Genomic DNA, 25,260 nt, shown 5'->3' with positions numbered 1-25,260 from the left:
CAGCGTCACGACTGCTTACCGTGCGAGAACCAAACGACCCCGACCGGTGTCGCAAGCACCAGGCCGGGGTCTCACCACAAGATCGATAACCCAGAAAGCCGATCCCATGGCTATCCAGCACACTAGCTCCGCCCTGCCCGCTCCCGCACTCTCCGCCGCGTACCCGATGGCCAAGCCCGGCTACGGCAAACGCTCCGCACCCGACCAACGCCCGCGTACGCGCGACGATTTCGCCCACCTGCCGACCCGCGAGCGGTACGTCGCCGGATTCGTCGACCACCTCCCCGAGGGCGCGGCGATGAGCGTGAAGACGCTGGCCAAGCAGCTCCCGCTCTACGGCCAACAGGCCGTCTCCACCTCCCTGACCGACCTCTCCGTCGCCGGCCACCTGCGGCGCGTACGCTGCGCGGTCGGCGCGGGCGACGAGACCCGCTGGGTCTTCCGCACCTTCTGGTCCCGCACCGCACGCGACAACGAGTGGTGGAACACCTACCTCGCCACCGAACAGGCCGCCCTCGCCGCAGCCCCCGTACCGGAGACGTCCGTCCCCGACACGGCACCGCCGCCACCGTGGGCCCCGGCCGAGGAGCCGCCGCCTCCGCCCGCCCCGGAGTGCCCCGGTACCGATCAGGTCCCCGAACCCACCGCCGTACCGCAGCAACGCACCCCGGCCCCGGACACCGCGCCCGCGCCGCCCCATCCGCCCGCCCCGGGGGCGGTTCCCGCGACACCCCAAGTCCCCGGGGCAGGCCGGTCTCCCGCCTACCTCGCCCTGGCCCGCCTCGGCCGCGACGACCACCGCCTCACCCTCTCCGCCGACGACTGCACCACCCTCGAACCACAAGCAACGGAATGGCTCGCCCGAGGCGTGAGCGTCGACTACCTGACCCACGCCCTCACGGCAGGACTCCCCGCCCAGGTCGACAGCCCCCTCGGCTTCCTCCGCCGCCGCCTCACCGACAAAATCCCACCCCAGCTCCCCACCGACAGCGCCCGACCCGCCACCCCCGCCCCAACTCGCCGCCTCCTCATGGAATGCACCGACTGCGGACGCCCCGGCCAGCCGGAAGCCCTCCCAGACGGCCTCTGCCGCCCCTGCCGCACCGTCCACTCTCCGGCAGACGAGACCCCGCCCCACCCTGCCGAGATCGCCGACGTCAAGGCCCACATGAGCAACCTCCGCGACCTGCTCAAACCCGTCTGAGCACAAGCGCCACGATCAACTCGTACCCCCGACCGACAGACGCCACGGGCAAAGCGCACGACAGGTCACCGAACCTCCCGCATGGCAGCCATGCACCCCCGCGAGATCCCGAACACGACGAACGCCCTTCCTCTTGCAGAGACGAGATACCACACGCGACCGGCAAAGGGCAGAATCACCCCTGTACACGCCCGACTCCAGGCCAGAACGGTTTGCCCCATCGAGGAAATATGTCCGTTTCCCAAGAAGTGGGTAAAAACAACCCTGCGGGCGCATAAACCCGCAGGTCACGAACTGTGGTCCCCGCGCACGCGGGGGTGGTCCAGACCTAGCGAGGTCGCCCGCCGCCGCATCCGGGTGGTCCCCGCGCACGCGGGGGTGGTCCCCCTCCCACGCTGCGTAGCGCCGTTCTCCGTGGGTGGTCCCCGCGCACGCGGGGGGTCCCACCGGGCCAAGGGTCTCCCCGGTGGTCCCCGCGCGTGCGGGGGTGGTCCCGCCTAATCGCGCCCCCACTGCATCCCCTGAGCTGGGGTGTTGCGACGACCGCTGGCAGGGAAGTTCGCCGGTGGGGGCATGCCCGGGGTCAGCCGAGGGAGTCGATGGCCTTCACCACCAGGGCCCGCGCTGCTGCGCCATACACCGCAGTCTGCCGCAGCTCCTCGAACGCTCTCGCGTACAAGGCGATCTCGCTGGGCTGGGTAATGCGGACCCGGGCCGAGACCAGCTCGACAGAGACGAGGGAGTTGTCGTAGAGGTGGAACGTCTCGCGCGGCCACTGCTCGCGGTGCGCCGTCGTCGGGATGATGCCGAGGGACACGGCGGGGAGGGCTCCGACGGTGAGGAGGTGGCCGAACTGGGCGGCCATCGCGTCGGCGTCGCCGATCCGGTAGTGGAGTACGGCCTCCTCGATGAGGAGGACGAAACGGTGGCCCCGCTCGTGGATGACGCGCGAGCGGTCGACGCGGGCGCGGGCGGCTTCGGCGCTGTCGTCGACCGGCAGTTCGCGGAACCGGGCGCTCATCGCGAGGACGGCGGCCGCGTATCCCTCGGTCTGGAGGAGGCCGGGGACGAGCGAGGAAGAGTAGACGCGGAACAGCTCTGTCTGCCGGAGGAAGGTGACGGAACTGTTCTGCAGCTGCGCGAGTCCGTGTCGGACCTGGTGGCGCCACTCCGTGTACATCGATTCGGCGTGGAGCGACTGGGCGATGAGGTCTTCGGCCAAGGCGTCCGCGCCGGCGGTGCGGCACCAGCGGCGGATGTCGACGGCGGAGGGGGCGGTACGGGCGTTCTCGATGCGGGACGTCTTGGCGTGGTGCCAGCCGCACCCGGCGGCCAGCTCGGTGACCGTGAGCCCGGCTCCCTTGCGGAGGTCGCGCAATCGCTTTGCGACGACTTCGCGCGCGGCCTGGGCCGAGGAGGAGGGGGATGTGGTCATGTGCCGGCCTGTCCGGGTGCGGTCGTCAGCGGATCTCGAACTGATCGTGCGCTACGCCTCGGTCCCACACGGCTTCGAACGCCTCGCCGCACAGCTTCACCGCCGTCGGGTCGGTGGTGTGCTCCGGGCCTTGCGACGAGCCGTCGCCGGCGAAGTGGTTCCACCGGACGATGCGGTCGTCGAACAGCCAGAAGTCGTTGCCGGGCAGGGCGATCTCCGAGGCGCGGCGGCGGGGCAGCCACCGCACCTGTTCGCCGGCCTCGATGTTCGTGAAGGTGCCGGAGTGCTCGTAGCGGATGTACTCACTGAGGGGCTCGGACACGATCCGGGCCCGGCGGATGACGACGCCGCGGCCTACGGTCTCGGCGACCAGGTCGAGCCAGGGCCGCCACCAGGACGCGCGGTCTGCCGGGTCGTGGCGGAAGCCGGCACGCCATTCGGCGAACGGGCCCTTCTCCTTGTCGACGGCGTAGACGTCCCGCATCTCCAGGTGCACGGCGGACCGTTCACACTGGGCCAGGAGGTCAGCGAACGTGGTTGGCGCATTCGAGGGCATCGCACGCCTCCCTGATCATGTCCACCATCCTGGCGGGGATACGGACCACGGCTTCGGTGTCCGGGATCCCTACGGCGTGCCCGGGGAGTTCGAGGGCGGCGCACTCGGCTTCGAGTTCGGGGCTCGGCTTCCATCCCTGAAGGACGAGCTCCCCCTTCCCCTGGTCGATCCACACGGTCGGACTCTCGTCGTCGCCGGTCTGCGGGTCGATTCCGATGAACTGTAACGACATGTGGCACCTCCGGCTGAGGGGTGTGCAGTTGTGTGCAACACCGTCAGGCACAGCCCGGGTGAGGTCAAGGGGGCGTTCCTGCGGTTGCCCCCGCAAGGGGCCGTGCGCACATTTCTGCACATGGCTGGTGTGCCCGCACAGGCAGTCCCTACGGTCTGGACGGTCTGGCGTACCTCACCGACTGCGACGGGGGCATACCCGTGATGACGATCAAGGCTGTACGAGGTGGGCCGCGACGGGCTCACCCTCATCGTGCGCGAGGAGGCAAAGGTCGTGCGCCTCGAACGGCCGGAGGCCCTCGCACCAGTTCCCCGCCTTCGAGTGCCCCGCGTGCCAGACGCCCGGACGATGACGTGGTGCTACGCCGACGGCGGCGGCATGCGCACCTCCCCCGTGGAGGACGACACCGGCGCCCACTGCGCTGACCACAGCGTGACCCTGCTCCGGCACGGCCACGCTCCCACTCACGAAGGAGACAGGATGGCCACGCACATCGCACGGGCCGACGATGGCAAGCACGGCGGAGAGCCGTCGGACAAGCCCTGGGTACCGGACCCCGCCCCGGCCCCGTCGCCGGACGGAAGCCGCCCACAGAAGCACAGCCCGCAGTCGTGAGTACGGCACAGCAGGAGGTGCCCACCTACGCGGCACTCGTGCAGAGCCTCGCCCACCGAGGGCTACTCAGCCCGGAGTGGCGGAAGGTCTGGGACACCGTGCCGCGCGCCGACTACATTCCCCAGGTCGTCTGGCGGCAGCTCCCGGACCGGTGTGAACCGGTCATCGGGACGGACGACCGGGCGGCGCTGGTCCACTCCGACGAGCCGGTCGTCACGCAGCTCGACGACGGGATTGAGGGTGGGCCCGGCATCGCGACGTCGTCGAACTCCATGCCGTCGATGGTGGCCCGGATGCTCGGGCTCCTCGGTATCGAGGACGGGCACCGCGTGTTGGAGATTGGCACCGGGACCGGGCATATTGCCGCACTGCTCTGCGAGCGGCTCGGCGAGGAGCAGGTCTACAGCGTAGAGCTGGACCCCGTGCTGGCTCAACAGGCCGCAAATCACCTTGCCAGGGCCGGATACCGGCCGCATCTGCACGTCGGTGACGGCGAGCAGCAGATCCCCGGTATCGACCCGGTCGACCGCCTGATCGCCACGTGCGCCCTCCGGTACGTCCCGCACACCCTGGTCCGGCAGGTGCGGCCCGGCGGCGTCATCGTCGCCCCGCTCGCCCGCGACTTCTGGTCCGGCGCACTGGTCCAGCTCCACGTCCAGGACGAGGGAACAGCGATCGGGCCGGTCTGCGGGTCGGCGATGTACATGCCGATGCGCTCGCACCGCCCGGTCGAGCACCAGATCGGGGGCAAGGGCCGGCAGCGCGCCGCGGGCCTCGACCCCGCCCGGATCCTCGGCCTCGGGTTCGCCCTGTACGCGGGGGCCCGCCTGCCCGGCGTCCGGGTCAGCGGCACGGGGACCGCGGACGGCGCCCGGGTGTGGGTGAGCCACGAGAGCGGGGCTGCCGCCACCACGGCGACGGGCGAGGTCGTGTGGCAGTACGGGCCTGGCCTGATGTGGGAAGAGATCGAGACGGCATGGCGAGAGTACGAGCAACTCGGCAGCCCGGACCCGGGACAGTTCGGGCTGACCGTGACCGACCGCGGCCAGCAGACGTGGCTGCGTGACCCGCATGCGGTGATCGAGGCGAGGCGCGGGTAGAGCCCGTCCCCAAGCGAGCGCCCGGCGGGATGCCCGCGACTCCTGCCAGGCGCTCTTCTGCTGCTACGCGACGAGCTGGGAGATCGGGGAGCCCAGAGCGCGGCGACCCGCCTTGATAGGCAAGTCGCTACTTGCCTATCGTGGAGTCATGGCGGACGATGTCTTCAAGGCCCTGGCCGACCCCACCCGGCGGCGCATCCTCGACGAGCTGACGGAGCGGAACGGCCAGACCCTGTTCGAGATATGCGCGCGGCTGGCGACCAGACACGGCCTGGGCCTGTCCCGCCAGGCGGTCAGCCAGCACCTGGCCGTCCTGGAAGCGGCGGGACTGGTCGTCACGCGCCGCCAGGGCCGCTACAAGTTTCACGACCTCGACACCGAACCCCTTGAGCACATCGTCAGCCGATGGCTCGGGCCGAAAGCACCGGAGAGCACCCCATGAGGATCAACCTGACCAGCGTCTTCGTCGAAGACCAGGAGAAGGCCCTGCGCTTCTACACGGACGTACTGGGCTTCCGGAAGAAGCACGACGTCCCGGTCGGCGGCGAGGACCGCTGGCTGACCGTGGTCTCACCGGAGGACCCCGACGGCGTCGAACTCCTCCTGGAGCCGAACAAGCACCCCGCCGTGCGGCCGTACACGACGGCCCTGGTCGAGGACGGCATCCCGGCCACCGCCTTCGCCGTGGACGATGTACAGGCGGAGTTCGACCGACTGAGCAAGCTCGGCGTGCGGTTCACCCAGGAGCCGACGGAGATGGGCGCCGTCACCACGGCGGTCCTGGACGACACCGTCGGCAACCTGATCCAGATCATGCACACCTCCTGACACCGCGCCCGCGCCCAGGACCGGCGCGGGCCGCCCTCAGGTGTTCGGGTAGGTGAAGCAGACCAGGACCGTGCGGTGGGCAACCACCAGGGACCAGTACGTACGCCGGTCGGACGGGCCCTCCCTGCAATACCTGGAGCCGGCGTCCGACGGGGCGCGGTAGACGCCGGAGACGACCAGGACATGGTCGTACGGCTTGGGTACGCGCTTGGCCCGGCAGTCGACGGCGGTGGTGGTGGTGCCCAGCGACATGCCGTCACTGGTGTTGTTGCCGAGGATGCAGTAGCGCTCCACCCAGACCCGTTCCAGGCAGATTTGCGCGGAACCTGCCGCGCGGGAGTGGTAGCTCCAGGACGTACGGCCCTTGCCCGTATCACAGCTGACATCGCTGCCCCGGTCCGCGTGACACGGAAGAGACCGGCACGCCTGGAGCCGCAGGAGACGGCCTCGGGCGGTACGTCGACGTTCCAGGCGCTACCGGGCCCGGTGCGGTGGATGGGCAGGCAGCTTCCCACCCGTACGCGCCGGAACGCCTCCGTCGTCGGGTCGCTCACGGGCGGCTGCTTCACCGCACCGCCCCCGCCGGAGCCACTGTCCTCGCCGGAGCCACTGACCCCGCCGTCGCCGCCCGAGCCCTCGTCACCGCCGTCGCCGCCCGAACCCTCGCCATCGGCGCTCCCGCTCCCGCTGCCGATGCTGACATCCACGCCGAGCTCGACACCGGGGCCACCACCCGAGTCTCCCGATTCGTCGCCATCCCTCGCCCCGGAGCCCCGTCTCAGAGCAGTGCGATCCAGTATCCCGCGGTCCCGCGCCGAACTGGGTTGCATTCGGGGGAAGTTGGCCTGACGCACCCGCCTCCTAGCCCTCGCCGTCCGGCCGGACAGCTGCCACCTCCGCCCACACCGTCTTCCCGATCGGGTTCCGGGGCTCCCACCCCCACCGCGACGCCAGGCACTCCACCAGGAACAGGCCGCGCCCCGACTCCTGATCGTCCGGCGGCAGCTTCGGGTCCTCGGGCGTCCGGCCGAGGACGGCGTCCGAGACCTCGATACGGAAGCGGCTCGCGGGACCTTCATAGTCCACCCGCACATGGAAGTTCCGCCCCCGGAGCCGCCCGTGGCACACCGCGTTGGCGGCCAGCTCCGCGACCACCAGGGCCACCGAGCACGTCGCGTCCGTCATCGGCCCGAACCCCCAGTGGCCCAACTGCCGCACGACGGAACGGCGGGCGAGCCGCGCACCTCGGGGTGTGGAAGGGAACTGCCGGGACAGCGAGCCGTAGCCGTTGGCGGTCAGGCCGAAGCCGCGCGGAACGGGCCGGACCGCTTCTCGCGCACCGGCCCTCTCCACCTGCTCCGCCTTCTCCGCCGTGGTCGTCCTCTTGCCGGTCATGCCGACCATCCGTTCACTCGACTCTCCTCACGTCACCCACACGTGCGAGTTCCGTGACGTTCCGTACTCAAGAGTCGGGAGCGCGACCTAGCCTCGGAAGGTGACAGCGCCTTACCTCGCAGGTCGTAAGGAACGGAAGCAGCGCCGTGACCAAACCCATTGACCCGCAGTCCTCCATGGCTGCGCTCTTCGGATCGCGCGTACGCAAGTTACGTACGGCGGCCGGACTCACCCAGACCGACGTGGGCGCGCTCACGCATGTGGTCGGCAGCCGCATCGCCCAGATCGAGCGCGCGACCGGGGCGAAACCGACCTTGGAGCTGGCCCGGGCTCTGGACAGGGAGCTGGTGGCGGACGAGCTGCTGATCGATCTGTGGCCGTACGTGTACCGGGAGGCGTTTCCGAACTGGTCGCAGGCGTTCATCGCGTACTCCGCCCGTGCGGCCGTGATCCGCGAGTACGCCTCCCATGTCGTGCCCGGTCTCCTGCAAACCCCCGCATACGCACGGGCGTTGCTGAGCGTGGGCCACTCACTTCGGGGCGCCGAACATCTGGAAGAACGCGTCGCCGCGCGGCTAGACCGCCAGACCCGGCTGGCCGGCCCGGGCCGGCCAGAGTTGTGGATCATCCTCGACGAGGCCGTGCTCCGTCGGCCGATCGGCGGCTCGGCGGTGATGCGCGGCCAGTTGGAGAAGTTGCTCCACATGGCGGAGGAGCCCGGCATCACCATCCAAGTGCTGCCGTTCGACCAGGGCGAGCACGGTGCGCTGGGCGGCTCCCTCACCCTGCTGGTCATGCCGGACGGCACCGAAGTGGCCTACACGGAAGGCGCACACCACGGCCAGTTGACCGAGGAACCGCACGAGGTCGAACGGTTCGTTCTGACTTACGATCAGCTCAGGGCGATGGCGCTGCCACCGCTGATGTCGCTCGACCTGATCCGATCCGTGCTGGAGGCCGATTACCGTGGAAGCCGCATCCCGTCCCGATCTGACCGCCGCCGCCTGGCGCAGCAGCAGTCACAGCAACCAGGAGGGCGGCAACTGCGTGGAGGTGGCGGACGGATTCCCCGGCGTCGTCCCCGTCCGTGACAGCAAGAACCCCCACGGCCCCGCCCTGGTGCTGACCAGCGCTGCCTGGACTGCGTTCATCGGCACCGTAACCGCCGGATAGACCCGCGCCCACCTCGTAGCGCTCGACCGAGCCCGTACTGGAGGCCGATTACCGTGGAAGCCGCATCCCGTCCCGATCTGACCGCCGCCGCCTGGCGCAAGAGCAGCTACAGCAATCAGGAGGGCGGCGACTGCGTGGAGGTGGCGGACGGATTCCCCGGCGTCGTCCCCGTCCGTGACAGCAAGAACCCCCACGGCCCCGCCCTCGTTCTCCCGGCCGCCGCCTGGACCGCCTTCGTCGCAGCGGTCGCCGCTCACTGAACATGTGTCCGCAGCCGAGCCCTGGCAAGGTTGTGTGCAACGATGCGGAGCCGCATACGGGAGGTGGATCATGGGCGACAGATTTACGGACGGACTCCTGACACCCACGGAGACGTCCTCGTACCTTGAGATCCCCTACACGACCCTCAAGAGCTGGCTGAACGAGAAGGCGGCGGGGGCCCCGCTCGTCCACGCTGTCGAGCCGACGCGCAAGAGGCAGCCCTCCGTACCGTTCATCGCAGTGGCTGAAGCTCACGTGCTGCGGTCCCTGAGCACGTTGGGACTGCGGATGAGCGAGATCAGGGAGGCGGCGGCAGCCGTACGGAAGGCCTTCGACACCCCGTACGGCCTCGTCTCCAAGCGCATCGCCACGGACGGCGTGGACATCTTCGTCGAGCACGGTCTCGGGGACCTCCGCCGGGCCAGGGACGGCCAAGCTCCCATCCAGGAGGTCGTGGCGCAGTACCTTCGCTACCTGACGTGGGAGGCGGACGACGACTTCCCGTCGAGTCTGCAGCTCAGCCAGTACGGGGAAGCGGTGCCGGTGGTGATCGATCCACGGTTCGGCCGCGGTCTGCCCGTGATCGCAGCCCATCGCGTCCCGGCCCAGGCCATCACTGACCTGTGGGAAGCCGGAGAGACCGTCGAGGACATCGCCTACGACTTCGACATGACCCCCGAGCAGGTGGGCGCACTGTGCGAAGCCGTGGTGCGGCTTGCCGCCTGAATTCTTCCTCGATCGCAACCGCCTATGCCGTTCGACACGATCGCATCGAGCGAACGTGGCCGTAGGCCGGCCCCTCACGGAGAACGTGCAGGGTTCGGCCTCACCGAGGTCGGACTGACCATCGGCAGGCGGCACCGCTCCATTTACTGGTGTCACTGAGCACGTACCGGTGCCATCCCGGATCTACCGGTACCACAGCCTCGGCCGATACGCCCCGGCAAGGCTTTTCAGATTGGCCGAAAAGAATTTATTGACCTCAAGGAATCACCAAATCGCGGCCTGCGCCGAGGTCGTGCGGCGGGCGCCATCGCCTGTGTCCCGACCATTCCCCGGGGCCCCTTTCACGCCAGCACCCCTCCGTACGGCGCGCCGCCTCGCGAATACCACAACACCCCAAGCCCGCTGGCCACTTCTCGACAAAAATCACTCTGCCTACGGACTATGCCGCAGACCGGATCATCCGCCGCACAAGCATGTCTACGATGTGGTCAACCCCCGACAGGAAAGACCGCTTCCGCTTTTCCTCCGATGCACCAAGGTGATCTGCACCTTCTCGGAGCGGCCGCATACCTTCTGCCCGGTAGAACTGAGGGAACCGCATCCATGCCGAAACCCGCACCAGCCAGTCAGCACCGGCCGAGGAAAACGCCGAGGGCCGCGATAGCCCCGCTCGTGGCCGTGTTGTCGGCGTGTGCCGTCGCCGGAGCCGTGGCAGCGACCCTGGCGCCCTCGGAAGCGCGCGGCTGGGTTGTGGCGGTGGTCCTCACCGCCTGGGTGGCCCTGACCGTCACGCTCGCCACCGCTCACGGCGTCACCCGGCGTGCCCGGCGCTCGGCCTCGGCCAAGGGCGCGGAGGCCGAACAGCTCAAGGCCTCCCTGGCCGCTCTCGAAACGGACACGGCGCACACCGCCGACGTGGCGCTGCCCGCGTTGATCCAGCTGGTACGCGGCGGAGTGCAGGCCGCCGACGCCCTCGGCCGGGTCCCGTTGCCGCGCAGCCCGCGTCAGCGCAAGGTGCTGCACGTCCTCGCGACCACGGTCGAAGGGCAGGCGCAGCAGGCCGCCGCGCTGCGGACGGAGAGCACCCGGGTCCACGACGAGCTGGGAGCGGAGAACGCACGGCTCCGTGAGGAGCTGCACGCGCTGACCTCCGAGGTCGACCGGTTCACCCGCGAGACGCTGCCGGGCGTGGTCGCCAGGCTCCGTGACGGCGAGTCCGGCGCCACCGTGCAGTCCGAGGTGTACCTGCCGGAGCAGCCGCTGCTGCGCGCGTCGGTCGAGGCGGTGCTCCGGGAGCTCGCCCTGAGCGAGCGCCGCGCTCTCGCGGCGACGACCGCGTCGGCCAAGGCGCTCAGCCGGGTCCAGGCGAAGTCCGTCAGCATGCTCGCCGATCTGCGGAACATGCAGGAACGTCACGGCGAAGAGGTGTTCGGGGATCTGCTGAAGCTGGACCACAGCACCTCGCAGCTCGGCCTGATGACCGACCGGCTGGCGCTGCTGATGGGCGGCCGACCGAGCCGTGCCTGGAACAGGCCGATCGTCATGGAGAGCATTCTGCGCGGCGCGGTCGGCCGCATCGCCGCCTACCAACGCGTACGGCTGCACTGCTCCTCCAACGTCTCCATCTCCGGCTTCGCCGCCGAAGGCGTCATGCACCTGCTCGCCGAACTGATGGACAACGCCGCCAACTTCTCCCCGCCCATCGACGAGGTGCACGTCTACGTCGAGGAACGCGGCACCGGCATCGTCGTCACCATCGAGGACAGCGGTCTGAAGATGGCCGACGCGGCGATGCGACGGGCGGCGGACTCCGTCGCCGGCCGGACGACGGACCTCGCGACGCTCCAGGGCACCCGGCTCGGCCTCGCCGTCGTCGGACGGCTCGCGCTCAAGCACCGGATCAGCGTCAACTACCGTCCGTCCTCGCGCGGCGGCACCGGCGTCGTCGTCCTGCTGCCCCGGCATCTGATCGCGCAGGAGCCCCGGGAGAACCACCCGGCTCCGGTTCAGCGGGCGGTCGCCGCACCCGCCTCGGTCGCACAGGCGCCCGCGCCGACGCCGCCCGCGCTGCCATCGCCCGCCTCCCCGGCACCGGCCTACCCGACGCCTCACGCCGCTCCGGCTTACCCGGCGCCTCCGGTCGCACCCGAGCCCACGCCCGTACAGCCGTCACCGGCCTCCACACACCCGCCCGCCACTCCCGCGCCCCTGCCTCCCTCCGTGCCCGAAGCGGGCGCGCCCGCCGCCGTAACGCCTCCTGCACCTGCGACGGCGGCGAACCATTTCGTGGTCCGTCCGCGCGAGCACGGGCGGGAGGCCGCCGGCCCGGCGGTGAGCTCCACCCCCGGCGGCCTGCCCGTACGGACCCCCGGCCGCACCATGGCGGAGGCGGACCGGGAGCGCGGCCGCCACCGCGGCTCGCCCACGCCCGCCTCTCCTGGGGACCCGCGCGGCAACGCGCCGCGGACCTCACCGCCACCCAGCGCAGGACAGCAGTTCGGTGCCTTCCGGCGCGGTACCAAGCCGGGAGGCAATCCCGGGGGCAGTACCGGAGCCGGTACCGGGGGCCGTCCCGAAGGCAGGGCGGCCGGAGACCCCGACGGCAGAGCCGAAGGGCCGCCCGACGCCGGGACCGTACCGCCGACCACCGCTCCGTAACCCGGAACGCCCATCCGTTCGGTGTCCGGTCCACCGGACGCGCTCGCTCGAACACCCGAGATTGGAGGTACGGGCCCTCGCCGCTCCCCCGGCGCCACGGTCCCGTTCACTCATCATGCAGACCACAGACAACAGCCTCACCTGGCTCCTGCAGAGGCTCCTCGAGCAGACCCCCGGCACCCGGCACGCCCTGGCCCTGTCACGCGACGGGCTCAAGCTCTGCTGGACCGAGCACCTCACCCTCGACCAGGCCGATCAACTGGCGGCCATCTGCTCGGGCATGCAGGCCCTCGCCCAAGGCGCGTCCATCGAGTTCGGCGACAGCACCGGAGGCGTCCGGCACTCGATGACCGAGTTCCACGGCGGTCTGCTCTTCATCGTCGAGGCCGGTGAAGGCGCGCATCTGGCCGTCGTCGCCACGGAGGAGGCCGACCCCAGCGTGGTGGGCCACCAGATGACGGAGATGGTCGAGCAGATCGGCGAGCACCTGCGCGCCGCACCACGCGGCGAGGTGCCGAGGAGCGCGTCATGACCCTCCGCCCCGTCGACACCGGAGCCCCCGACCGGCTCTACACGGTCACCGGCGGACGCAGCCGCTCCGCGGACTCCTTCGACCTGGTGACCCTCGTGGTCAGCGAGTGCCGGCCCACCGCCGGAATGCAGTCGGAGCACGCGCGGATCCTCGACCTGTGCCGCCACCCGACCGCCGTCGTCGAGATCGCCGCCGAACTCTCGCTTCCCGTCACCGTGGTACGCATCCTGCTCGACGACCTCCACGACATGGGCCGTATCACCGCCCGCCACCCCCGCTCGGCCACATCGCCCAACGCGCTCCCCGACTCCGACCTGCTGAAGGAGGTGCTCCATGGACTCCGGAAGCTATGAGCTGCCGGCACAGCGCACCCCGCTGGCCGACGCCGCGGAAACCGGCCTGAAGATAGTCGTCGTCGGAGGATTCGGCGTCGGCAAGACCACACTCGTCCACTCGGTGAGCGAGATCCGGCCGCTGAACACCGAAGAGGTGATGACGCAGGCGGGCGTCGGCGTCGACGAGACGGACGGCGTCGACGCCAAGACGACCACCACGGTCGCCTTCGACTTCGGACGCATCAGCCTCAACGAACGCATCGTGCTCTACCTGTTCGGCGCCCCGGGCCAGGAACGCTTCTGGTTCCTGTGGGACCGGCTGTTCTCCGGCACGCTCGGCGCCGTGGTCCTCGTGGACACCCGCCGCATGGACGACTCCTGGTACGCGATCGACCGGCTGGAACACCACGGCACCCCGTTCGTGGTGGCGGTCAACCGCTTCGACGACGACCTCGCCCACCCCCTCGACGAGATCCGTCAGGCCCTGGCGCTGCCCGAGCACATCCCGATGATCGACTGCGACGCCCGGGTCCGGCGGTCCAGCAAGAACGTACTGATCACGCTCGTCGACCATCTGCGCACGATGGCCATCGCCCGGGAGACGACACCATGAGCACCTCCAGTCCCTCCAGTCCCTCCTTCGATCCCCGGGCCCCCTCCGGCTGCCCGGTCGGTGCCGGTGGCGACGCCGGTGCGGTGCGGCTGTCCGGAGCCTCCTACCAGCAGACGCCCACCGAGCTCTACCGCTCGCTGCGACGGGATCACGGGGCGGTGGCGCCGGTGCTGCTCGACGGGGACGTTCCCGCCTGGCTGGTCCTCGGCTACGCCGAACTGACCTACGTCACCACGCACGACGAACTGTTCGCGCGGGACTCACGCCGCTGGAACCAGTGGGAGACCATCCCCCCGGACTGGCCGCTGATGCCGTTCGTCGGCTACCAGCCGTCGGTGCTCTTCACCGAGGGCGACGAGCACCGGCGCAGGGCCGGCGTCATCACCGAAGCCCTCGAAGGCATCGACCAGTTCGAGCTGGCACGCGACTGCCGGCGCATCGCCGACCGGCTCATCGCGGAGTTCGCCGGAAGCGGCCGGACGGAACTGATGAGCAGTTACGTCCACGCCCTGCCGATGCGGGCCGTGGTCCAGATGTGCGGCATGCCGGTATCGGGCTCCGACACCCAGCAGCTGGTGGAAGACCTGCGCATCTCGCTCGACGCCGGCGAGGGCGACGACCCGGTGGCGGCCTACGGACGCGTCGGCGACCGGCTGCGCCGACTGGTCAAGGACAAGCGGGCGGCACCCGGCACCGACGTCACCTCCCGCATGGTGACGCACGGGGCGGGCCTCACGGACGAGGAGATCGTCCAGGACCTGATCTCGGTGATCGCCGCGGCCCAGCAGCCCACCGCGAACTGGATCTGCAACACGCTGCGGCTGCTCCTGACGGACGAACGCTTCGCACTGAACGTCTCCGGCGGGCGGCTCAGCGTCGGCGAGGCGCTCAACGAGGTGCTGTGGCTCGACACCCCGACGCAGAACTTCATCGGCCGCTGGGCCGTACGGGACACCCAGCTCGGCGGCCGGCACATCCGGGCGGGCGACTGCCTGGTCCTCGGGCTCGCCGCGGCCAACACCGACCCGGAGATCTGGCCGGAGAGTTACGTCGGCGCCGAGAACTCCGCGCACCTGTCGTTCAGCGGCGGCGAACACCGCTGTCCCTATCCCGCACCGCTGCTGGCCGACGTGATGGCCCGTACGGCGGTGGAGACGCTGCTGGAGCAGCTGCCGGACCTGATGCTGGCGGTCGAGCCGACGGAGCTCTCCTGGCGTCCTTCGATCTGGATGCGCGGGCTGTCGACGCTGCCGGTCCAGTTCAGCCCGATGGCCCACTAGGGCGGGTCCGTCGGCACCGTTTCGGTGCGAGCGGCCGGAGTCCGTGGGTCATCCGGCCGCTCGGGTCGACGTCGACGTTCCGGTCAGCCTGTCGGTCGGACAGTCGGCGTTCCTGTCGGTCGGACAGTCCGCGTTCCGGTCAGCCGGACACCGGCGTGAAGCGGACCGGCAGGCTCTGCGGCCCTCGAGTGAAGACACCCCGCTCGACCGGGTCGAAGCCGTCGGCCAGCCGCAGGTCCGGCATCGCGTCCAGCAACTGGCCCACCCCGATCTCGACCTCGGCCTTGGCCAGCAGAGCACCGACGCAGAAGTGCCGGCCGAGTGCGAAGGCGAGATGGTCGGCCGCCGCCGAGAAGGCGTTCGTGGCGGTCAGGTCCTCACGGAAGATGTCGAAGACATCCGGGTTCCGGTAGCGGTCCTCGTCACGGTTGGCGGCGCCTATCAGACAGGTGACGGTGACACCCGCCGGTACGGTACCGCCGCTGAGCACCACCTCCGTCGCCGACTTGCGCATGATCATGTGCACCGGCGGCGTGTAGCGCAGCGTCTCGGCGAAGGCGCGGGATATGAGGGTGCGATCGGCGCGGACCGCCGCCAACTGCTCCGGGTGGCGCAGCAGATTGGTGAAGATGCCGGCGATGGCCTTGTCGGTGGTCTCACCCCCGGCGGCCAGCAGCAGACTGCAGAACGCCTTGATGTCCTCGTCGCCCATCCGGACGCCGTCGACCTCCGCGGTGCACAGCGTCGACAGCAGATCGTCGCCCGGCTCCTCCCGCCGCTTCCGGATGATCGGCAGCATGTACTCGGCGAATTCGACGCGCGTACGCTCACCGGCCCGGGCCACCTCCGGATCACCGGAGAGATTGCCGAGAAACGCGATGACGGCCGTGTACCAACCGTGAAAGCGCTCATAGTCGGACTTGTCCAGTCCGAGCATGTCGGCGATGACGTTGACAGGAAAGCGGGTGGCATAGTCGGCGACCAGATCGACGGAACCCGCATCACGGAACCTGTCGATCAATTCGCGCGAATTGCGCTCGATGACCGGTAAAAACTTCTCGCGCAGGTCGCTGCCCCGGAAGGCCGGCGCGACCAGGGCCCGACGCACGGCGTGCTCGCGCCCGCTGAGCTGGAGGATCGTCCGCCCGTGCACGGGTTCGATCTGCCAGTCGTAGTTCTCCGTGGTGAATTCGCCTTCTTTGTCCTTGAAGACGCGCTCGACGTCCTCATAACGCGAGACGATGTAACTTCCGGTGGCCTCGTGCCACATGAGGGGCGTGTCCTGACGCATCAGGCGATACGCCCGATACGGATCTCTTTCGAACTCCGGTGACAAAATGTCCGGCGCTGGGACCGACATGAACACTCCCTGCTGAACGGGGAACGGATACGTGGGAACTGAACGCTTCCATCACCTCCCGAGAACACGCGTTCGTCAAGAGTTGCCACCCGTTGCGACCTGCCGGTCCTTTGCGACCTGCCGGAACCCGTTCAGTCGCCCGACGCCACCCGCCCCGTCAGCGCCGCCAGCGAGCTGCGCACATGCGCCATGTGCGCCTGGGCCTCCTCGCGGCCCTCCTCGTGCTCCCGCAGGATCCGCTCCGTCTCCCGCACCACCCGCTCCTCACGGACCCGGGCCTCGGCCAGCAGCTCCGCCGCCCGCGCCTCCGCGTCCTCCTGGCCGTGCCGGGCCACCTCCTGCGTGGCGGCGAGGTCCCGTCCCGCCTCCGCGAGCAGCGCCTCGGCCCGCTCGGTCAGCCCCGCGAACCGGGCCTCCGACGCCGCCTCGGCGGCGGCCATCTCGGCCTCGGCCGCCTTGAGGCGCTCCGCGTGCTCCTGCTCCTGGTGGGCCAGCACGCTCGCCGTACGGTCACGGGTCGCCGCCATCACGGAAGCGGCCGCCGCCCGCACCTCCTCGGCGTCCTGCCGGGCCGCGGCGAGCAGCCCCTCCGCCTCCCGGACCGCCCCCGCCACCCGCTCCTCGGCCGCCCGGTCCGCCGCCGCACGCACCCCGCCGGCCGCCTCGCGCGCCGCGTCCCCGGCCACCCGGCCCGCCGCCTCCGCCGCGTCCCGCAGCGCCTGGCCCGCCGCGACCGCATCGGCGTCCAGCGCCTCCGCCTCGCTCTCGGCCAGCGCCAGGATCCGCTGCGCCCGCTCCCCCAGCTCCGCGTAGTCCTGCACGGGCAGCGTCGCCACAGCCTCCGCCAGCCGGGCGGACTCCGCGAGCAGCTCCTCCACCCTGCCCGTCAGCCGCGTGAGCTCGGCGAGCGCCCCGTCCCGCTCGGCGACCAGGGCGGCCGCCACCCGGTCCACCTGCTCCGGACGGTAACCACGCCCCCGCACCCCGACGACGTCGTACGCGGACCCCGGTCCAGCACTCATCCCTGAAACCTCTCTCCGACCCGCCGACACGCCCTGCCACGCTCCGACACCCGTAACACGTCAAGGATGCGGCAATTGGTGCCGGAAGTCGGAATCGATCAACCGCATTCAGGCCGGAAGCGACCGGCATCACAGACCCGGGCGAACCGGTGATCATCGGCCCGGGCCCCCGGCCCACCCCCGGTACACAAGGAGGCGCCCGGCCCCTTCCGGGGTCCGGACGCCTCCTTACGCACTCGCCGCTCAGCTCTGCGTACGGCTCAGATCAGGCCGTCCCACATCTGCTCCAGCAGCACCGACCACCAGCTCTCCGGCGACGCCAGCGCCGCCGGGTCCAGCGCCACCAGCTGTGCCTGGAAATCGACGGTCCAACGGCCCGCCTGCTCCGGGTTCAGGCCGAACCGCAACCGCCACATCCGGCCCAGCAACGCCATCGACCGCACGAACTCCGGCAGCCCGGTGTTCACGAACTGCGGCGGCACCGACTGCCCACCGGGACCCGCCTCCACCGGCACGGCCACGATGTTCGCCGTCCCGTACTGCACACAGATCGCCCGGCCGAAGTCCGTGCCCATCACCAGATACGACCCCGCGTCCGGCGCGGGCTGCACCTGCCGCTGCACCGCCAGCTCGGCCAGCGTCGGCACCACCGGCTGACCCGGCTGCGCCCAGAAGAACGGCCCGAAATCGGCGGGCAGCCCCGCCCACACCAAGGTGTGCGCGACGATCTCCGGCACCCCCTGACGGGACACCGCCCGCTGGTCGAACCGCAGGATGCCCTGCGGACCGAACGCCTGCACCAGCTCCTCGGCCACCGCCTCCGGCGGCAGCGCGGGCGCGGGCGGCATCTGCGGCAGCGGCGCCCGCACCGGCGCGGGCCGCGCCGGGCCGTCCGCGACCTGGTGCAGCTCGCCCTGGTGCGTCAGCAGATGCTGCATGCCCTGCTGACGGCTGGCGTGATCCGTGCCGTACGGGGCGACGCTGGTGATCCGCACCTGCGGCCAGGTCTCCCGGATCATCCGGGCGCAGTAACCGCCCGGCAGCTCACAGGACTCCAGCTCGGTGTGCAGCTCGATGACCTGCTGCGGCGGCACGTTCATCGCCCGCAGCTCGTGCAGCATCTGCCACTCGGGGTGCGGGGTGCCCGGCGCCGAACGGCGGATCAGCTGCTGCTCGCTGCCGTCCGGAGCCCGGAACCGCAGCACGGCCTGGTAGCCGGGGCCCACGGTCGGCTGACCGGTGGGCTGCTGCGGATAGCCGTACGCCGCCGGCGGCGGAGTGTGCCCACCGGGCGGCGGACCGGGCGGACCCGGCGGCTGCGGTACGGGACCGGGGGCTCCGACCGGCGAAGCGCCGGGGGCCCCGGGAGGACCGGGAGGACCGGGAGGGCTCGGCGGCCCCACCTGCCCCGGGCTCGCGAACATCGTCTCCGCGTGGTGCACCCCACCGGGAGGCGGCGTGGAACCGGGCGGCGGACCCGGCGGACCGGGAGGCTGCGGCGCACCCGGAACACCGGGCGGGCCGGGAGGCTGCGGAACTCCCGGGGCACCGGGCGGCCCCGGCGGACCCGGCGGCCTGGGCGCACCCGCGACGCCCGCACCGATGCTGCTCCCGTCGGCGAACATCGTCGCGGCATGGTGCATCCCCCCGCCCGGGGGCGGCGTGGAACCGGGCGGCGGACCGGGAGGCCCAGGAGGCCCGGGCGGCCCGGGAGGCGGCGTGGAGCCCGGCAGCGGCCCCGGCGGCGGGGTGGCACCGGGCGGGCCGAGCTGGGACACGAGCTGCGTCGGGACGTACCCGCCCGCCGGAGCACCGGGCGCACCCGGACCCGAAGGCGGCGGCGTCGCACCGGGCGGCATCCCGGGAACCCCCGGGGCGCCGGGCGGCGGCGGGGCCGACGAACCGCCCCCGCGAGCCCCGCGCGGCGGCACGACCGCCTTGCTGGTGGCCGCGTCCGCGATGTCACCCGCCCCGCCCGGGGGACCCTGGCCCGGCCGGAGCGCCTGCGCCACCTGCGTACGCGGCAGCTGACTGCCCCCGGACATCAGGGCCGTGGGCGCCTCCGCCGGGACGACCAGCGGCGGGGCCTCCTCGTCGTCCGTGCCCGACAGCGGCGGCGCGAACACCGTCGCGGGCAGCGGAACGGCCCCGTCGTCGGAGTCCGAGTTGGTGTCCGTACCCGCCCAGGGGGTCGCTCCTGCGGGCACCCCGTCGGAGGCCGTGGGCTCGTGGGCGTCGCCGCCGGCGGCGGGCCACGACGCGGCGGAACCCCCGGCGGAAGCGGGCGAGGAAGGCAGCGGCGACGCGTCCGCGACAGCGGAGGGCACAGGGCCGGGCTCGGAAACGGAAGCGGCAGGGGCGGCGGGCGCACCGGAGGCGGCCACGGCCGCCTCCGCCGACTCCCGGCGCTCCGCACGATGATCCGGAATCCCCAGCTTGTCCGCCGCCTCCTGGAGCCACTCCGGCGGCGTCAACAGGAACGACGTCTGGTTCAGGTCCACCCGCCGCGGCGGCTCGGGAGCCGCGACCGGCGCACCGGCCGGAGTCCCGTAATCCTCCTCGTACCGCCGGATCACCTCACCCACCGGCAGCCCCGGCCACAACGTCGCCTCACCGCTGTCCCGCGCGATCACCAGCCGCTGACGGCCCCCGTCCGACACGGGGCCCTCCGCCCGGTCCTCGGCCCACACCACGAAACCCAGCTCGAACTCACGGACCCGTACCTCACGGTGCTGGTACGCGGGCACGTCACCGTTGACCCACTCGTCCGCCCGCTCCTGTGCCTGCGCGAAAGTCACCACCGCGCTCACCCCTCCACCGGGACGGCGCGCGCGAAGCCACCGTCCACCATCAGGTTCGCCACGGTCTCCAACTCCGGCGGATTGCCCGCCAACCGCTGGAGGAAGGCATCGAAGTCCGCACCGCAGGGCAGCAACAGCCGCTCCACACGCTCCTGGACACTCCAGCCGTCCCGGTCCCGGGCATCGTCGTACGGGCAGAACCACACCGAACCAAGGTCTTGGCCGCGCACCTTCACGGCGAGAATCCCACCCTGGACAAAAGCGACACCCAGGAAATCCTTGGTGAAGTGGTCCCGCAGACACTTGTTCACGTACACCAGATCGTTCACCGCCGCCTCGTCACGCACCGTGAAGAACGGCTGGTCCACCAACAGCCCCAGCTCCGCGTCCAACGCCGCGCCCACCGGGGCCGAACCGCCCGCCACCTTCAGGAACGAGCGGTACGCACCCGGCAGCCGGTAACCGAGATCCTCCTCGACACCCTGAACCTGCTGCTCGCTCACCGCGGCCGCACCCCTGGGCAGCCGGAAGTGCGCCGGGCGGGTCTCCTGCAACGGGCGGGTGCCACGCCGGTTCTGATCCACGTCCGTGCCCGCCAGACCGCCGTGATGACGCAGCAGCGCCTTCACCTCGACCGGCACCAACTCCATCCGCCGACCGCCCGGCACGTGATGCCAGGTCCAGCCGTGCGGGGTCGCCACCGCGGGAATCGTGTCCCACAGGTCGTGACCGCTCGCCGCCAACGCCGCGTTCGCCGACACGTAGTCGGTGAGGCGCAGCTCATCGATACCGAAACCAGGAGGCGGATCGGCGATCTCGGCGGCGGCACGCGCATACGGCGAAAGAACCGGGTGACCGTTCCCGTCCATCCGCACCCCTCTGGGGTGGCGGGACGCCCGGACCGGGTCCGGGAAGTTCACGACCTGCCCGGCGTAAGCGGCGTTCGGTGGCGCGGCTTGCTGCCCGAGCCGACCTGTCGTCATGGCTGTTGCCCCCTGCTGCGTCCGGTGTTCCGCACAGCCTAAGCCGTGGGGCGACAGGGGATCCCGTCCCGCCGGATCCGTCACGAACGGTCACATGCGCGTGACGGTGAGGCGGCGCTCCCGCACCTCCGGGCGACACGCGGACACGTTTCCCCGACCCAGCTTCCCCACCACCTGGCACATTTGGCAGGCTGTCCCCGCAACTCGGGGGATTGCAGGGAGGGACGCCAACACGATGCATTCCACACAAACCGCCACATCGGGGGATCCGCGCCTCAGCTGGAGCAGCACCGAGACCAGCCGTACACCCCGACTGATCCACCGCCGCGACGGGATCCTCCCCGCCGTGGCCGCCGCGCTGTCCGTACGCGGCGAGACCCTGACCTGCACCGCCGGCAAAGGGGACCAGCCACCGGTACTGCACCCACTCGTCCAGGACTTCCTCGACACCCTCACCAGCGGCCAGCGCGAACGCTTCACCGGCCGCTGCCCCGAAGCCATACTGCTCTCCCGCCAACTCACCGCCGCCGAGAGCGGACGCTCCAAACGCGCCCAGCGAAAACCCCTGACCAACGGGGAAGCACGCCGCGCGCTCAAACACTCCCGGCTCACCACCCGCCGCATCCGCGAGGACGGCGACCCCCTCCACGGCAGCTACGCACCACCCTGCCGGTCCTGCTCCGCACTCCTGTCCCACTTCGGCGTACGCCCCGTCGACCTGACCTCCACCGGCACCGCGACCACCGCCGAGAAGGGCTGACCGCCCACCGATGCACGACCGCCAGCAGCACTCCACCACCCGATTCCCCGTCGCCGTCGACGCCGCCCTGCGCGAAGCGGGCTGGCAGCCCGGGCGCTGGGACATCCGCCAGGCCGAGGAATGGGCCGACACCCTGCGCTCCCACGCCTCCCCGGCCGGCCACCAGCACGCCGTCTTCCCGGCCGCGGTCGAGGCCTGGGCGGAGTTCGGCGGCCTCCACATCACCGCGTCCGCACCCGGCCGGCACATCGCACCCGCCGCCGTGCGCATCGACCCGCTCAGCGGCCTCCACCTGGCGCGGACCCTCGCGGACCTCGGCCGCGCCCTGGAGACGGAGGTCAGCCCGCTCGGGGCGGAGGGCGAGGAGCAGGCGGTCCTGGCGATCGACACGGACGGCCGGGTGTACAGCATCGACCACACGGGCGACTGGTTCCTGGGCCAGGACATCGACGAGGCCCTGGCCACCCTGGTCACCGGCACCCAACCGGCCCGCCTGACCTCCGCCTGATCCCCGGCCTGACCGGCCCCCTCCGGCCCGTCGGACGCTTGACGACGCCCCCGGCCACCCCTCCGGCCCGTCCGGCGCTTGGCGACGCCCCCGGCCACCCCCTCCGGCCCGTCGGACGCTTGAGGACGCCCCCGGCCACCCCCTCCAGCCCGTCCGGCGCTTGAGCACGAACCGGCCACCCCTCCAGCCCGTCCGGCGCTTGAGGACGGAACCGTCGCTCGGGACGAACGGGCACCACCGCTTCCCGGACACGGAGGGGCACCATCGCTTCCACGCCCAGGAAGGGTCGCCGCTCCCCACGCCCAGGGTTCCGTCCTCAAACGCCGGACGGGCTGAGTAGGGCGGCCATCACACAGCACGCTGAAGTGCGCAGCCCAATCCGGACAGGCTGAAATGTGCGGCCCGAAACGACTGGCTTCAGGCGTCGCCCAACGCGTCCGGAAGCACCGCCGAAACCCGGAAGCCCCCCGCGTCCGTCGGACCGGACACGAACACACCCCCCAGCCCCAGCACCCGCTCCCGCATCCCCACCAGCCCGTTCCCCCCACTCGGCAACCCCGCATCCGCCGCCGCCGCGTCCGAAGGACCGTTCTCCACCTGCATCGCGACCTCGGCCTCCCGATGCGCGAGCCGCACCCACGTCTTCGCGCCCGCCGCATGCTTGTGCACGTTCGTCAGCGCCTCCTGCACCACCCGGAACGCCGTCTGCTCGACCTCCGGCGGATACGGCCGCGCCGCACCGTCCACCGACAGCTCCACGACCATCCCCGCCTGCCGCGACTGCGCCACCAACGCCTCCAGCTCATGCAGCCGGGGCCCGTCCTCGGACGCGGCGGTGGCGGCGGCCGCGACAGCCGCCTTCCTCACCGACGCCAGCGGAACCGCCCCCGCGGCGGCCGGCGCGATCAACGCGTCCCCGGTGCGCAACACCCCGAGCATCTCGCGCAACTCCGTCAGCGCCTGCCGCCCCATGTCCCCGACCAGCGCCGCGTTGCGCACCGCCTTCGCCGGATCCTTCGGCGCTACCGCCTGGAGGGCGGCGGCGTGGACCACCATCAGGCTCACCCGGTGGGCCACCACGTCATGCATCTCCCGGGCGATCCGGGTCCGCTCCTCCGTACGCGCCCACTCGGCCCGCTCCTCGGCCCGGTCCGCGAGCAGCGACAGCTCCCGCTCCAGCGAATCGGCCCGCTCCCGCAGGCTCTCCATCAGACGGCGCCTGGCCCCTATGTAGAGGCCGAGCAGCACGGACGGGGCCGTGAGCCCCACCGCCATGAAGACGGACATCAGCGGGACGTACCAGCCCCCCGGCCCGAAGTCGGCCTGCTCGGCCACGCTCTGCCGCAGCCGCACCCAGGTGACGATGAACGTCCCCACCAGCGCCATCCCCGCCAGGACGACGGTGATCCGGCGCGGCACCTCGGACGCGGCCAGCGTGTAGAGGCCCACCAGAGCCATCAGGAAGCCCATCTCCGCGGGCGTCATCGCGACCGTCACGAGCACCACGGCGATCGGCCACCGCCGGCGCACCAGCAGCACCGAACCCGCCAACAGCCCGAACACCACGCCCACCGGCACCGGCACCCCGGTGTTCCGGGCGAACTCCACCCCCTCCAGGCCACACTCCAGCGCCGACACCAGCGCCAGTCCCACGTCCAGGGCGACACCGCGTCGCCGCTCCCACCACCAGTAGCCGCGGGTGGTCGATCCCGCCGCTTCCCGGTCTGCCCCCGTTGCGGTCATGGCATCCAGCCTACGGGCGGACGCATCCCATTTTCCGGTGACCGGCAACAGCACGTTCCGCGTTCGAACAAGCACGAAACACATCCCGATCGCCTGAAATGGCGAATCGACCGCGCTTTCGACCCGGACGTTCGCATTCCGGACGACGATCCCCGTATGACGGAAACCACAAGCAAGTACGCCGACTTCGAGGGCCTGCGCGAGCAGGCGGTGGCGCTGCGCCGGGAGGGACTCAGCCGCCGCCAGATCCGCGACCGGCTCCACGTCGACAACAACGACCTCCTCAACCGGCTCCTGGAGGGAGAGCCCGCCCCGGAGTGGACAAAGCGGCCCCGCGCCAAGGACGACGTACGGGCGAAGGCCCGGGAACTGCGGCTCCAGGGGATGACGTACGACCAGATCCAGGTGGAGCTGGGGTGCTCCAAGGGGTCCATCTCGTTGTGGGTACGGGATCTGCCGAAGCCCGAGCCACCTACGAAGGAAGAAGCGTCAGCGATCGCGAGGCGGGGATGGGAGGCGACCCTGCAACGACGCGAGACAGAGCGCCAGGCGGCCAAGGGTGCAGCGGAGCGGGAGATCGGCGCCTTGTCCGAGCGTGAACTGTTCCTCTTGGGCGTCGGGCTGTACTGGGCCGAGGGCACCAAGGACAAGCCTCATGCGCGACGGGAACGCGTGGCCTTCGTGAACAGCGACCCCGACATGATCAAGGTCTTCCTGGCCTGGCTCACCCTTCTGAAGGTCGACCACGACCGGCTTCGCTTCCACGTGATGATCCACGAATCGGCCGATGTGCCCTCAGCCCTGGACTACTGGGCAGATCTCGCCGGGACCGATGTCGCATCGTTCGGCAAGACCACGCTCAAGAAGCACAACCCGAAGACCAACCGCAAGAACGTCGGCACGGACTATCGCGGCTGCCTGGTCATCCAGGTCAGGCAAAGCGCTGACCTCTACCGTCGCATCGAAGGGTGGTGGTGCGGCATAGTAGGCGGCAGCGTTTTCGGGCAGGGCCTCGCTTTGCCCGACTGACGCGTGTTCCGCCGTAGTGTAATTGGCAGCACGGCACCCTTTGGAGGTGTTCGGTCTAGGTTCGAGTCCTAGCGGCGGAGCGACTTCGCGGGCCCCGACCACACCGGTCGG

27 protein-coding genes and 1 tRNA gene are annotated in these 25,260 nt (G+C 71.0%); 18 read left to right on the top strand and 10 right to left on the bottom strand.

The features are described from left to right. The first annotated feature begins 106 nt into the window (after positions 1–106). The gene (locus N7925_RS21980) at positions 107–1,204 is read left to right on the top strand and encodes a MarR family transcriptional regulator (protein ID WP_274344909.1); all 1,098 of its coding nucleotides are present in this window, start codon (positions 107–109) and stop codon (positions 1,202–1,204) included. A 583-nt stretch (positions 1,205–1,787) separates the two neighbouring features. Here the strand turns inward: N7925_RS21980 and N7925_RS21975 are convergent. From N7925_RS21975 to N7925_RS21965, 3 genes are read right to left on the bottom strand one after another with little or no spacing between them, the layout of a single operon-like run. Continuing rightward, complete coding sequence (locus tag N7925_RS21975; RefSeq protein ID WP_274344908.1) at positions 1,788–2,639, bottom strand: helix-turn-helix domain-containing protein; 852 nt, start codon at positions 2,637–2,639, stop codon at positions 1,788–1,790. Positions 2,640–2,664: 25 nt separating this feature from the next. Next, positions 2,665–3,195, bottom strand: coding sequence for a DUF6879 family protein (locus N7925_RS21970; protein WP_274344907.1), 531 nt, complete (start codon positions 3,193–3,195; stop codon positions 2,665–2,667). Continuing rightward, on the bottom strand, positions 3,164–3,427 hold the full coding sequence (locus N7925_RS21965; RefSeq protein WP_274344906.1) for a hypothetical protein: 264 nt from the start codon (positions 3,425–3,427) through the stop codon (positions 3,164–3,166). Before N7925_RS21965 ends, N7925_RS21970 begins: the two co-directional genes overlap by 32 nt. A 480-nt stretch (positions 3,428–3,907) precedes the next feature. Here N7925_RS21965 and N7925_RS21960 point away from each other — a divergent pair, with 480 nt between their 5' ends. From N7925_RS21960 to N7925_RS21945, 4 genes are all read left to right on the top strand, one after another. Continuing rightward, positions 3,908–4,042 (top strand): hypothetical protein, encoded by a 135-nt coding sequence (locus tag N7925_RS21960; RefSeq protein ID WP_274344905.1) that lies wholly within the window; start codon positions 3,908–3,910, stop codon positions 4,040–4,042. Further along, positions 4,039–5,142 carry a methyltransferase domain-containing protein gene (locus N7925_RS21955; RefSeq protein WP_274344904.1) on the top strand — a complete coding sequence of 368 codons (1,104 nt, stop codon included), beginning with the start codon at positions 4,039–4,041 and terminating at the stop codon, positions 5,140–5,142. Before N7925_RS21960 ends, N7925_RS21955 begins: the two co-directional genes overlap by 4 nt. Positions 5,143–5,290: 148 nt before the next feature. Beyond that, entirely contained in the window at positions 5,291–5,584 is a 294-nt protein-coding gene (locus N7925_RS21950) for an ArsR/SmtB family transcription factor (RefSeq protein WP_007447021.1), read from the top strand. Next, positions 5,581–5,970 (top strand): VOC family protein, encoded by a 390-nt coding sequence (locus N7925_RS21945; protein WP_265601181.1) that lies wholly within the window; start codon positions 5,581–5,583, stop codon positions 5,968–5,970. The genes N7925_RS21950 and N7925_RS21945 overlap by 4 nt, the downstream gene beginning before the upstream one ends. 36 nt (positions 5,971–6,006) lie before the next feature. On the opposite strand, the gene N7925_RS21940 is transcribed toward N7925_RS21945, so the two are convergent. Together N7925_RS21940 and N7925_RS21935 are read right to left on the bottom strand one after the other, a co-directional pair. Next, the gene (locus tag N7925_RS21940) at positions 6,007–6,264 is read right to left on the bottom strand and encodes a hypothetical protein (RefSeq protein WP_274344903.1); all 258 of its coding nucleotides are present in this window, start codon (positions 6,262–6,264) and stop codon (positions 6,007–6,009) included. A 567-nt stretch (positions 6,265–6,831) separates the two neighbouring features. Then, positions 6,832–7,374 (bottom strand): ATP-binding protein, encoded by a 543-nt coding sequence (locus tag N7925_RS21935; RefSeq protein WP_274344902.1) that lies wholly within the window; start codon positions 7,372–7,374, stop codon positions 6,832–6,834. A 167-nt stretch (positions 7,375–7,541) separates the two neighbouring features. On the opposite strand from N7925_RS21935, the gene N7925_RS21930 reads away from it, so the two are divergent. The 9 genes from N7925_RS21930 (at position 7,542) to N7925_RS21890 (ending at position 14,943) form a co-directional block, all read left to right on the top strand. After that, positions 7,542–8,456 (top strand): helix-turn-helix domain-containing protein, encoded by a 915-nt coding sequence (locus N7925_RS21930; RefSeq protein ID WP_274344901.1) that lies wholly within the window; start codon positions 7,542–7,544, stop codon positions 8,454–8,456. Then, a complete protein-coding gene (locus N7925_RS21925) occupies positions 8,413–8,538 on the top strand; it encodes a DUF397 domain-containing protein (RefSeq protein WP_331617653.1) in 126 nt (41 codons plus the stop codon). Before N7925_RS21930 ends, N7925_RS21925 begins: the two co-directional genes overlap by 44 nt. 53 nt (positions 8,539–8,591) lie before the next feature. After that, on the top strand, positions 8,592–8,798 hold the full coding sequence (locus N7925_RS21920) for a DUF397 domain-containing protein (protein WP_274344899.1): 207 nt from the start codon (positions 8,592–8,594) through the stop codon (positions 8,796–8,798). Between the two features lie 70 nt (positions 8,799–8,868). Further along, positions 8,869–9,525 carry a DUF433 domain-containing protein gene (locus tag N7925_RS21915; protein WP_274344898.1) on the top strand — a complete coding sequence of 219 codons (657 nt, stop codon included), beginning with the start codon at positions 8,869–8,871 and terminating at the stop codon, positions 9,523–9,525. A 603-nt stretch (positions 9,526–10,128) separates the two neighbouring features. Continuing rightward, entirely contained in the window at positions 10,129–12,183 is a 2,055-nt protein-coding gene (locus tag N7925_RS21910; protein ID WP_274344897.1) for an ATP-binding protein, read from the top strand. 115 nt (positions 12,184–12,298) lie between these two features. After that, the gene (locus N7925_RS21905; protein WP_007447032.1) at positions 12,299–12,715 is read left to right on the top strand and encodes a roadblock/LC7 domain-containing protein; all 417 of its coding nucleotides are present in this window, start codon (positions 12,299–12,301) and stop codon (positions 12,713–12,715) included. After that, positions 12,712–13,068, top strand: coding sequence for a DUF742 domain-containing protein (locus N7925_RS21900; RefSeq protein ID WP_265601174.1), 357 nt, complete (start codon positions 12,712–12,714; stop codon positions 13,066–13,068). Before N7925_RS21905 ends, N7925_RS21900 begins: the two co-directional genes overlap by 4 nt. Next, positions 13,049–13,663, top strand: a complete 615-nt coding sequence (locus N7925_RS21895) for a GTP-binding protein (protein WP_265601173.1) — start codon at positions 13,049–13,051, stop codon at positions 13,661–13,663. The genes N7925_RS21900 and N7925_RS21895 overlap by 20 nt, the downstream gene beginning before the upstream one ends. After that, complete coding sequence (locus N7925_RS21890) at positions 13,660–14,943, top strand: cytochrome P450 (protein WP_274344896.1); 1,284 nt, start codon at positions 13,660–13,662, stop codon at positions 14,941–14,943. Before N7925_RS21895 ends, N7925_RS21890 begins: the two co-directional genes overlap by 4 nt. Positions 14,944–15,082: 139 nt before the next feature. Here N7925_RS21890 and N7925_RS21885 read toward each other — a convergent pair whose 3' ends face one another. From N7925_RS21885 to N7925_RS21870, 4 genes are all read right to left on the bottom strand, one after another. Next, a complete protein-coding gene (locus N7925_RS21885; protein ID WP_274344895.1) occupies positions 15,083–16,234 on the bottom strand; it encodes a cytochrome P450 in 1,152 nt (383 codons plus the stop codon). A gap of 200 nt (positions 16,235–16,434) precedes the next feature. After that, a complete protein-coding gene (locus N7925_RS21880; protein ID WP_274344894.1) occupies positions 16,435–17,325 on the bottom strand; it encodes a cellulose-binding protein in 891 nt (296 codons plus the stop codon). A gap of 260 nt (positions 17,326–17,585) precedes the next feature. After that, positions 17,586–20,126, bottom strand: a complete 2,541-nt coding sequence (locus tag N7925_RS21875) for an SUKH-4 family immunity protein (protein WP_443032230.1) — start codon at positions 20,124–20,126, stop codon at positions 17,586–17,588. Positions 20,127–20,131: 5 nt separating this feature from the next. Further along, entirely contained in the window at positions 20,132–21,109 is a 978-nt protein-coding gene (locus tag N7925_RS21870; RefSeq protein ID WP_274346524.1) for an SMI1/KNR4 family protein, read from the bottom strand. Positions 21,110–21,344: 235 nt separating this feature from the next. Here N7925_RS21870 and N7925_RS21865 point away from each other — a divergent pair, with 235 nt between their 5' ends. Together N7925_RS21865 and N7925_RS21860 are read left to right on the top strand one after the other, a co-directional pair. After that, positions 21,345–21,869: a YwqJ-related putative deaminase gene (locus N7925_RS21865; protein WP_265601167.1), complete on the top strand. Its 525-nt coding sequence runs from the start codon at positions 21,345–21,347 to the stop codon at positions 21,867–21,869. A 10-nt stretch (positions 21,870–21,879) separates the two neighbouring features. After that, complete coding sequence (locus N7925_RS21860) at positions 21,880–22,377, top strand: SUKH-3 domain-containing protein (protein ID WP_265601166.1); 498 nt, start codon at positions 21,880–21,882, stop codon at positions 22,375–22,377. A gap of 417 nt (positions 22,378–22,794) precedes the next feature. On the opposite strand, the gene N7925_RS21855 is transcribed toward N7925_RS21860, so the two are convergent. Beyond that, positions 22,795–24,120, bottom strand: coding sequence for a sensor histidine kinase (locus tag N7925_RS21855; protein WP_274344892.1), 1,326 nt, complete (start codon positions 24,118–24,120; stop codon positions 22,795–22,797). Between the two features lie 156 nt (positions 24,121–24,276). Here N7925_RS21855 and N7925_RS21850 point away from each other — a divergent pair, with 156 nt between their 5' ends. Further along, complete coding sequence (locus N7925_RS21850; protein WP_274344891.1) at positions 24,277–25,149, top strand: hypothetical protein; 873 nt, start codon at positions 24,277–24,279, stop codon at positions 25,147–25,149. 7 nt (positions 25,150–25,156) lie between these two features. Next, positions 25,157–25,229 (top strand) — tRNA-Gln (locus tag N7925_RS21845). Positions 25,230–25,260: the final 31 nt, after the last annotated feature.

The organism is Streptomyces sp. CA-278952 (assembly GCF_028747205.1).
GTDB lineage: Bacteria > Actinomycetota > Actinomycetes > Streptomycetales > Streptomycetaceae > Streptomyces.
This window is presented reverse-complemented; position numbering and strand designations above follow the sequence as displayed.